The organism is Microbacterium sp. NPDC055910, assembly GCF_042271185.1.
Taxonomy (GTDB): domain Bacteria; phylum Actinomycetota; class Actinomycetes; order Actinomycetales; family Microbacteriaceae; genus Microbacterium.
Genome location: NZ_JBHJZS010000001.1, coordinates 269,808 through 279,078, shown reverse-complemented (window position 1 = coordinate 279,078; position 9,271 = coordinate 269,808). Strand labels below are relative to the sequence as shown.

10 protein-coding genes are annotated in these 9,271 nt (G+C 69.0%); 2 read left to right on the top strand and 8 right to left on the bottom strand.

What is annotated here, in order from left to right:
- Window positions 1-50: 50 nt before the first annotated feature.
- Window positions 51-944, top strand: coding sequence for a DUF1295 domain-containing protein (locus ACFC3F_RS01380; protein WP_376125608.1), 894 nt, complete (start codon window positions 51-53; stop codon window positions 942-944).
- Between the two features lie 4 nt (window positions 945-948).
- Here ACFC3F_RS01380 and galE read toward each other — a convergent pair whose 3' ends face one another.
- The 6 genes from galE to ACFC3F_RS01350 all read right to left on the bottom strand — a co-directional run bounded on the left by galE (window position 949) and on the right by ACFC3F_RS01350 (window position 7,125).
- Window positions 949-1,968 (bottom strand): UDP-glucose 4-epimerase GalE, encoded by a 1,020-nt coding sequence (galE, locus tag ACFC3F_RS01375; protein ID WP_376125605.1) that lies wholly within the window; start codon window positions 1,966-1,968, stop codon window positions 949-951.
- A 108-nt stretch (window positions 1,969-2,076) separates the two neighbouring features.
- Window positions 2,077-2,730 (bottom strand): thymidine kinase, encoded by a 654-nt coding sequence (locus ACFC3F_RS01370; protein WP_376125602.1) that lies wholly within the window; start codon window positions 2,728-2,730, stop codon window positions 2,077-2,079.
- Window positions 2,731-2,789: 59 nt separating this feature from the next.
- Window positions 2,790-3,215, bottom strand: coding sequence for a pyrimidine dimer DNA glycosylase/endonuclease V (locus ACFC3F_RS01365; RefSeq protein WP_376125599.1), 426 nt, complete (start codon window positions 3,213-3,215; stop codon window positions 2,790-2,792).
- Window positions 3,216-3,225: 10 nt separating this feature from the next.
- Entirely contained in the window at window positions 3,226-4,701 is a 1,476-nt protein-coding gene (locus ACFC3F_RS01360) for a malate:quinone oxidoreductase (protein ID WP_376125596.1), read from the bottom strand.
- A gap of 37 nt (window positions 4,702-4,738) precedes the next feature.
- Complete coding sequence (locus ACFC3F_RS01355; RefSeq protein WP_376125594.1) at window positions 4,739-5,815, bottom strand: aspartate-semialdehyde dehydrogenase; 1,077 nt, start codon at window positions 5,813-5,815, stop codon at window positions 4,739-4,741.
- A 23-nt stretch (window positions 5,816-5,838) separates the two neighbouring features.
- On the bottom strand, window positions 5,839-7,125 hold the full coding sequence (locus ACFC3F_RS01350; RefSeq protein WP_376125591.1) for an aspartate kinase: 1,287 nt from the start codon (window positions 7,123-7,125) through the stop codon (window positions 5,839-5,841).
- Window positions 7,126-7,230: 105 nt separating this feature from the next.
- Between ACFC3F_RS01350 and ACFC3F_RS01345 the strand changes: the two genes are divergently transcribed.
- Entirely contained in the window at window positions 7,231-7,722 is a 492-nt protein-coding gene (locus ACFC3F_RS01345; protein WP_376125589.1) for a hypothetical protein, read from the top strand.
- A 20-nt stretch (window positions 7,723-7,742) separates the two neighbouring features.
- Here the strand turns inward: ACFC3F_RS01345 and ACFC3F_RS01340 are convergent, their stop codons facing one another.
- Entirely contained in the window at window positions 7,743-8,675 is a 933-nt protein-coding gene (locus ACFC3F_RS01340; protein ID WP_376125586.1) for a DMT family transporter, read from the bottom strand.
- Entirely contained in the window at window positions 8,672-9,268 is a 597-nt protein-coding gene (gene recR, locus ACFC3F_RS01335; protein ID WP_376125583.1) for a recombination mediator RecR, read from the bottom strand. The genes ACFC3F_RS01340 and recR overlap by 4 nt, the downstream gene beginning before the upstream one ends.
- Between the last annotated feature and the right edge of the window lie 3 nt (window positions 9,269-9,271).

The following is a 9,271-nucleotide window of genomic DNA, read 5'->3' as shown; positions in this document are numbered from 1 at the left end:
GACCACGCTAGCGCGTGGTCAGACCACATGCAAGCCCTAAAGTGTCAGCCATGGATCCGCTCGTCGTCACGCTCATCGTCGCCGGCGCCGTATGCGCCTTCTGCTGGATCGCCTCGCTCATCACGAAGGACACCTCGTGGGTCGACCGGCTCTGGTCGATCGTGCCGGTCGTCTACGTGTGGATCTTCGCCGGGGCGGCCATCGCCGCGGGAGAGGACGCCGCGCGCCTGATCGTCATGGCGGTGCTCGTGACGGCATGGGGTGCCCGGCTGACGTTCAACTTCGCGCGCAAGGGCGGGTACACCGGCATGGAGGACTACCGCTGGGCGATCCTGCGCGCGCGGATGCGTCCCTGGCAGTTCCAGCTGTTCAACCTCTTCTTCATCGTGCTCTACCAGAACGCGCTGCTCGTGCTCATCACGCTGCCCGCATACATCGCGTGGCAGCATCCGGCGCCGTTCACGATCTGGGACGGCGTCTTCGCCGTCGCGTTCGCGGGCTTCCTCGTGTTCGAGACGGTCGCCGACCAGCAGCAGTGGGCCTTCCACGCGCGGAAGAAGCGCGCGGGCGGCCACCTCGAGCCCGGGTTCCTGACGGCCGGCCTGTTCCGCTGGAGCCGCCACCCGAACTTCTTCGCCGAACAGGCCCAGTGGTGGATGGTCTATGCGATGGGCGCCACCGCGGCCGTGGCATCCGGTCTGGGCTTGTGGGGAGGTGCGGTCAACGGGACGATCGTGGGCGCACTGCTGCTCACGGTGCTCTTCATCGGCTCGACGATGTTCACAGAATCGATCTCGGCCTCCAAGTACCCCGCGTACGCGGAGTACAAGCGCACGACCTCGATGCTCGTGCCGCTCCCGCCGCGCAAGCCCGCCGCGTCCTCGAAGAAGGCGCCCAAGAAGAAGCCCGCGAAGGCGCGCAAACCCGTCGCGCGGCCCGCATGACGGCTCAGACCGACGCGTACCCCTGCGGGTTCTTCGTCTGCCAATTCCAGTAGTCGCGGCAGGCATCGTCGATCGTGAGCCGCGTCTGCCAGCCCAGCTCGCTGCGAGCCTTCGTCGGGTCGCAGTACGTCGCCGCGACGTCGCCCGGGCGACGCTCCAGGATGACGCGAGGCAGCTCGCGACCCACCGCCGCCTCGAACGACGTGATCAGCTCGAGGACGCTCACGGGCACGCCCGTGCCGAGGTTGAACACGGCGAAGCCCGGCTCAGCCTTCTCGAGAGCCGCGACGTGCCCTTCGGCGAGATCCACGACGTGGATGTAGTCGCGCAGCCCGGTGCCGTCGGGTGTGTCGTAGTCGTCTCCGAACACGCCGATGCGATCGAGCGAGCCGATCGCGACGCGCGACACGAACGGCATGAGGTTGTTGGGGATGCCGGCGGGATCCTCGCCGATGAGTCCCGACGGGTGCGCCCCCACCGGGTTGAAGTACCGCAGCACCGTGACGTTCAGCTCGGGATGCACCCGCGCGACGTCGGCGAGCACGACCTCGTTCATGCGCTTGGACTTGCTGTACGCGTTCGACAGGTCTACGCTCGTCGCCGACTGCTCGGTGAAGGGCAGATCGGCCGGGTCGGAGTACACCGTGCCCGTGCTCGAGAAGACGAACGAGCGGATACCGTGGGCGAGGCCCGCGCGCAGCAGCGCGAAGGTCGTGTCGAGGTTGTTCGAGTAGTACTCCAGCGGCTTCTGCGTCGACTCCCCCACGGCCTTGAACGCCGCGAGGTGCACGATCGCGTCGATCGGGCCGTGGTCGGCGAACACCTGCTCGACGGCGACATCGTCGGCGGCATCCCCCACCACGAGAGGCACGGCACGGCCCGAGATCTCGGCGACGCGCTCGGCGGCGACGGCACTCGTTCCGGACAGGTCGTCGAGCAGCACGACATCGTGGCCGGCATCGAGCAGGGCGACCGCCGTGTGGGTTCCGATGTAGCCGGCTCCGCCGGCGAGGAGAACGCGCATCCCCCTAGCCTAGATGCGGGTCGTGTCCGTGCTGCGAAGCAGCGTGGAGGCGGCCCGGATCTGGATCGAGTAGCCGGCGGAGGCGGCGTGTCGACATCTCCTGCCCCGTCAGCCGAGCCGTCCTCCCGACTCGCTCAGATAGCACTCGGCGCACATCGACTCGTAGGTCACCCGGTCGCTCGACAGCTCGTCGATCGCGACCTGGTCGCCGTCGAACACGAACCGCCCGCCGACGAGCCGCGCGTTGAAGAGCGCCTTTCGTCCGCAGCGGCAGATGGTCTTGAGCTCTTCGAGACTGTGCGCGAGTTCGAGCAGCCGCAGGGAGCCCGGAAACGCTTCGGTGCGGAAGTCGGTGCGGATCCCGTACGCGAGCACCGGGATGCCGTCGAGCACGACGATCCGCAGCAGATCGTCGACCTGCGCGGCCGTGAGGAACTGCGCCTCGTCGACCAGGAGGCACGCGACATCGGCCGCGCGGCCCGACATCGACGCATCGGGGATGAGCGTCTCCACCGCGTCATGGCGCAGCCGCGAGCGATGAGCGGCGAACAGCGCCCGGAGGTCGTCGTCGGGACGGATGAGGAAGTCGACGGGCCGGGACATCCCCAGGCGCGACGAGACGTGGTCGGCGTCCTTCGTGTCGATCGCGGGCTTGGCCAGCAGCACGCGCTGACCGCGCTCTTCGTAGTTGTACGCCGCCTGCAGCAGTGCGGTCGACTTGCCGGAGTTCATCGCCCCGTATCGGAAGTACAGTTTCGCCACGTGCCGAGCGTAGTCGCGCCGAGGTCGCCTCGCGACGCGACGGTCGACGCAGGGATCCCCTACGGGCGCTCCCACGACGCGATGCCCCCGCGCACCTCGCGGAAGCTCGGCGCGGGGCGCGGCACCTCTCCGACGCGCGGCAGCCACGCGGCATCCCGCATCGCGACCTTCGCACGCAGGTGCCCGTGTTCATAGGCGAGCTGGCCGTCGGTCACGGTGATGCCGGGCGTGGCGGCATCCGGGCGCAGGATCCGCGTGCGGTCGAACGAGTATCCGCGGGCGGTCGCCTCGGCCCACAGCGCCTGCAGGAAGTGGCCGATCGCATCGATCGGCTCGGCGCACGCGTGGAAGCGCTCGAGCTGCGGATGCCGCGTGTAGCCGACCGTCGCGCCGGTGAGCACCTTCTGTGCGAGAAGCGCCTCACGCCAGCACGCGACGAGGCCGACCCGGTCGAGCATCTCGGGGTGCAGCGACCAGAGCCTCACGGTGCGGGTGTCAGGCCAGGATGGAGAGCGTTTCGGCCGTCTCGGCGATCGATGCCTCGGCCACGTCGGGTCGCGTGTTGAGGGTCTCGCCGTAACTGGGCACGAGCTCGCGCAGGCGGCCCTCCCACGCGGGCAGCTGCTCGGGGAAGCAGGTCTTGAGCAGTCCGAGCATGATCGAGACGGCCGTCGACGCTCCGGGCGACGCCCCGAGCAGACCCGCGATCGTGCCGTCCGCGCCCGTGATGACCTCGGTGCCGAACTGCAGGACGCCACCCTTCTTCGGGTCCTTCTTCATGACCTGTGCGCGCTGGCCGGCCTGGATGAGCGTCCAGTCCTCGTCCTTCGCGGTGGGCATGAAGGTGCGCAGGCTGTCGACCTTCTTCGCGTGGTCCTTCATCAGCTCGCCGACGAGATAGGTGATGAGCGAGGGGTTGTCGATCGCGACCTTCATCATGGGCCAGAGGTTGCCGGGGCGCACCTGCGCCACGATGTCGGTGATGCGGCCGTTCTTGAGGAACTTGGGGCTGAAGGTCGCGAAGGGGCCGAACAGGAGCGATGCCTCGCCGTCGACGACACGCGTGTCCAGGTGCGGCACCGACATGGGGGGCGCACCGACCGAGGCCTGCGAGTACACCTTGGCCTTGTGCTGCGCGACGATCGCGGGGTTCGTGGTCTTGAGGAACTGTCCGCCGATCGGGAAGACGCCGTATCCCGAGATCTCGGGAATGCCCGAGGACTGCAGCAGTTTCAGCGCCCAGCCGCCCGCCCCGACGAACACGAAGCGCGCATCGGTGAAGCCCGGCGTGTGACCGATCGTGTTGCGCCAGTTCAGGCGCCACGTGCCGTCCTTCCGGCGACGGATGCTGCGCACCTCGTGATTCGTGACGACATCGACGCCGCGGTCGCGGAGGTGGTCGAAGAGCTGACGGGTGAGCGCGCCGAAGTCCACATCCGTGCCGGCGGGCACGCGGGTCGCGGCGAACGGCTCGCCGGCGACGCGCTTGTCCATGAGCAGCGGAGCCCACGTGTTGATGACGCGGGAATCCTCGCTGTACTCGATCCCCGCGAACAGCGGCTGATCCTTGAGCGCCTCGTAGCGCTTCTTGAGGTAGGCGACATCCTTCTCGCCCCGCACGAACGTCATGTGCGGCGCGGGATTGATGAACGTCGAGGGGGCATCGAGCACGCCCTCATCGACGAGCGTCGACCAGAACTGCCGGCTCTGCTGGAACTGCTCGTTGATCGCGATCGCCTTGGCGGGGTCGACGGTGCCGTCGGGCCCTTCGGGCATGTAGTTCAGCTCGCACAGCGCGGCGTGGCCCGTGCCGGCGTTGTTCCACGCGTTCGAGCTCTCGAGGGCGACGTCGCCGAGTCGTTCGACGACGACGATCTTCCAGTCAGGCTGCAGCTCGGACAGCAGCGTGCCCAGGGTGGCACTCATGATGCCACCGCCGACGAGAACGACATCCACGGGTTCGGTCACCATACGATTCTAGGCGCGCCCGCGTGCACGCCCCGACCGCTCAGACTCCGACGCCGTCGCGGAGCGACGCGGCGACGAGTTCGGCGATCTGCACGGTGTTGAGCGCGGCGCCCTTGCGCAGGTTGTCGTTGCTGATGAACAGCGCAAGCCCCTTGCCCTCGGGCGCGGACTGATCGGCGCGGATCCGGCCGACGAAGCTGGGGTCCTTGCCGGCGGCCTGCAGCGGCGTGGGCACCTCGTCGAGCGCGACACCGGGCGCCTCGGCGAGAACGGCGCGGGCGCGCTCGGGCGAGATGTCGCGCGCGAACTCGGCGTTGATGCTCAGCGAGTGCCCCGTGAACACCGGAACGCGCACGCACGTGCCCGCCACACGCAGCTCGGGCAGCTCGAGGATCTTGCGGCTCTCGTTTCGCAGCTTCTTCTCTTCGTCGGTCTCGTCTTCGCCGTCGTCGACGATCGAACCGGCGAGCGGGATGACGTCGAACGCGATGGGGGCGACGTACTTCTCCGGCTGGGGGAAGTCGACGGCAGACCCGTCGTGCACGAGCCGGAGCGTATCGCCCTGCGCGAGGACGCCCTCGACCTGGCCGAGCAGCTCTTGCGCACCCGCGAGACCCGAGCCGCTGACGGCCTGATACGTGCTGACGATGAGGCGCTCGAGCCCGGCCTCGGCGTGCAGGGCCTTCAGCACCGGCATGGCGGCCATCGTCGTGCAGTTCGGGTTGGCGATGATGCCGCGCGTGGCTTCGGCGATCGCGTGCGGATTGACCTCGCTCACCACGAGCGGAACGTCGGGGTCGAGACGCCACGCGCTGGAGTTGTCGATGACGACCGCGCCGGCTTCCGCGAAGCGCGGGGCGTGCGCGCGGCTGCCCGTCGCGCCCGCCGAGAACAGCGCGATGTCGATGCCTGCGGGGTCGGCGGTCGCGACATCTTCGATGATGACGGTCGTGCCGCCGAAGTCGATCGACGTGCCCGCAGAGCGGGCCGTGGCGAACAGGCGCAGTTCGCGGATCGGGAAGTCGCGCTCGACGAGGATCTCGCGCATGACGGTGCCGACCTGTCCGGTGGCGCCGACGATGGCGAGGGATACTCCGGAGTCGGAGATGCGGGTCATGGTGTCGGGTCCTCTCGGGTGGCTCAGCGACCGGTTCCGGCGTGGACGATCGCTTCGATCTCGCCGTCGAGGTCGTAGGCGGTGTGCACGGCGCGAGCGGCCTCGGCCAGGTCGTCGCCGCTGACGACGACCGAGATGCGGATCTCGGACGTCGAGATCATCTCGATGTTGATACCGGCGATCGACAGCGCCTCGAACAGCGTCGCCGAGACGCCCGAGTGCGTGCGCATGCCGGCGCCGACGACCGAGAGCTTTCCGATCTGGTCGTCGTGCAGCAGGTTCTCGAATCCGACCTCGGCCTGCTCCGCGGCGAGGGCGCGCAGCGCGACGCTCGCCTCGATCTTGGGGACCGTGAACGAGATGTCGGTGCGTCCGGTGGTCGCCGCGGACACGTTCTGCACGATCATGTCGACGTTGGCGCCGGATTTGGCGACGACCTTGAAGATCTCGGCGGCCTTGCCCGGCACGTCGGGAACGCCGACGACGGTGACCTTGGCCTGGCTGAGGTCCGTCGCGACTCCCGCGACGATCGGCTCTTCCATCTGTTCTCCCTTTTCGCCGTCGGGAAGCGTCATTCCCGGTCCCAGCACGTAGGTCCCGACGCCCGAGCTGAAGGTCGAGCGCGCGTGGATGAGCACGCCGTGCCGACGCGCGTATTCGACGGCGCGGATGTACAGCACCTTCGCACCGTTTGCCGACAGCTCGAGCATCTCTTCGCTCGTGACCACCCGCAGCTTGCGCGCCTTCGGCACGACGCGCGGATCGGCGGTGAACACACCGTCGACGTCGCTGTAGATCTCGCAGGCGTCGGCATCCAGTGCCGCGGCGAGCGCGACGGCTGTCGTGTCGGTGCCCCCGCGGCCGAGCGTCGTGATGTCGCGCGTGTCGCGGTTGAACCCCTGGAAGCCCGCGACGATGACGATGGCGCCCTCGTCGAGCGCCTCGCGCAGGCGCACGGGCGTCACATCGACGATCCGCGCCGCGCCGTGCGTGGCATCGGTGATCATGCCCGCCTGGCTGCCCGTGAAGGATCGCGCCTCGAAGCCCATCGAATGGATCGCCATCGCCAGCAGCGCCATCGAGATGCGCTCGCCGCTCGAGAGCAGCATGTCGAGCTCGCGCGGGGCGGGGATGGGCGCGACCTCGGTCGCGAGTTCGAGCAGTTCGTCGGTCGTGTCGCCCATGGCGCTCACGGCGACGACGACGTCGTGGCCGGCGCGGCGGGTATCGACGATGCGCTTCGCCACGCGCTTGACGCCCTCGGCATCCGCGACAGACGACCCGCCGTATTTCTGGACGATCAGCGCCACGATGGAACTCCCCGGATGCACGGACGGATGCCGCACACAGACCTCCATCTTACGGAGCCGGCCATGCCCTCCCGCTCATGTGACGACGTCGCTAGAGTGCACGTCATGAGCGGGTTCCTGCAGGAGTGGAGCGAGTTCAACGTCGCGATGACGGGAGCCACGGCCGCTCTGGCGGGCCTGGTCATCGTCGCGGCGAGCGTCAACATCGGCGACATCGTCGCCTCCCGCCCCCTGACGGCTCGGCTCGGGTCGGCGATCGTGATGCTCGTCGTGGCGCTCATCGCCTCGGCCCTGGGGCTCGTGCCCGGCATCGACGGGCTGTGGTTCGGCGGTCTCGTCGTGGCGGCAGCCCTCATCGCACTGGGATTCCAGATCGCCACGGCGCGGGTGCTCGCCGCCGACCGGGATCCGCGCGACGGCGCACGATGGGCGAAGTCGCTCCTCGGGTTCGTTCCCGCGGTCGCCTATCTCGCCGCGGGTGTGCTCGCGCTCGCGGCGCAGCCGGCCGCTCTTGCGGTGGCCGCCGCCGGCGCCCTCCTCGCGATCGTCGGCGCGATCCTCGTCTCCTGGGTCGCGCTGGTCGAAGTGCTGCGCTGAGCGGCGCGGTCGAGGGCGGCTCAGCCGAGTGCGACGGGTGGGATGTCGCCCGGCGGCTTCTTGGCGCGAAGCGCGCCGCCGGTCGCCGCGAGCCAGCATCCGAGGATCACGAGCGGGAAGCCCACGATCAGCCCCGGCGTGATCTGCTCGCCGAGGATGATGACGCCGAGGATGATCGCCACGACGGGGTTGACGTAGGTGAACAGCGGCGCGCGCGACGGCCCGACGAGATCGATCAGCGCGAAGAAGACGATGAAGGCGACCGCGGTGCACACGACCGCGAGCAGGACGAGCGCCGTCGTGCTCTCGAGCGTCGGCATCTCGTGCTGCGTGAGCAGGGCGATCGGCAGATAGAAGATGCCGACGGCGGCGAGCGAGATCGTGATGGTCCCGAGCGCGGGGATGCCCTTGAGCTTGTGCGCGACGATGAACGGCGCGATCGCGTACCCGATGGCGACGAGCAGCAGCTCTCCGATGGCGATGAGGGCGCCCGGACCGCCGACGGCCAGGCCCGGACCGGCGACGATGACGGCGACCCCGCCGAAGCCGATCGCGAGTCCGATCACCCTCGACGGCTTCAGGACCGACCGGTCCCCCGCCGTGAAGGCGACGATCGCGGCGAACAGCGGCACCGTCGCGACGAGGAGTCCCGTGAGCCCCGAGGGCAGCGTCTGCTCGGCGTGGCTCAGGAGCAGGAAGGGCCCGGCCATCTCGACGGCCCCGAACACGAGCACCCAGCCGAGCTTCTTCCACGCGGGCCGCAGCGCTCCCTGCCGCATCGCGAACGGCAGCAGGATGAGGGCCGCGATGAGCGTGCGCCCGGCGACGACGGATGCCGGTGAGTACGAGTCGACCGCCTGCTTGATGAAGAGGTAGGGCATGCCCCACAGCAGGCACATCGCACCGAACAGCACCCAGGCTCGCGGAGTGAACCGCTGGAGTACGGCGGTCATCCGACCGACCGGCGCCCTTCGAACGCGCGACCGAGCGTGACCTCGTCGGCGTACTCGAGGTCGCCGCCCACGGGCAGACCCGACGCGAGCCGGGTCACGGCGATCTCGAGCGTGTGCAGCAGTCTGCTCAGATACGTCGCGGTCGCCTCGCCCTCGAGGTTGGGGTTCGTCGCGAGGATGACCTCTTGCACCGTGCCGTCGGCGAGTCGCTGCATGAGCTGCGTGATGCGCAGGTCGTCGGGGCCGACGCCGGCGATCGGGCTGATGGCGCCGCCCAGCACGTGGTAGAGACCGCGGAACTCTCGCGTGCGCTCGATCGCCGCGACGTCTTTGGCGTCTTCGACGACGCAGATGAGCGTCGCGTTGCGTCGCGGATCGCGGCAGATGCTGCAGCGGTCCTGCTCGGAGACGTTGCCGCACACATCGCAGAAGCGCACCTTCTCACGCACCTCGCTGAGCAGCTGGGCCAGGCGCGAGACATCGAACGACGGCGACTGCAGGATGTGGAACGTGATGCGCTGCGCCGATTTCGGGCCGATGCCGGGAAGCCGGCCGAACTCGTCGATGAGGTCTTGGACGATGCCGTCGTACATGGT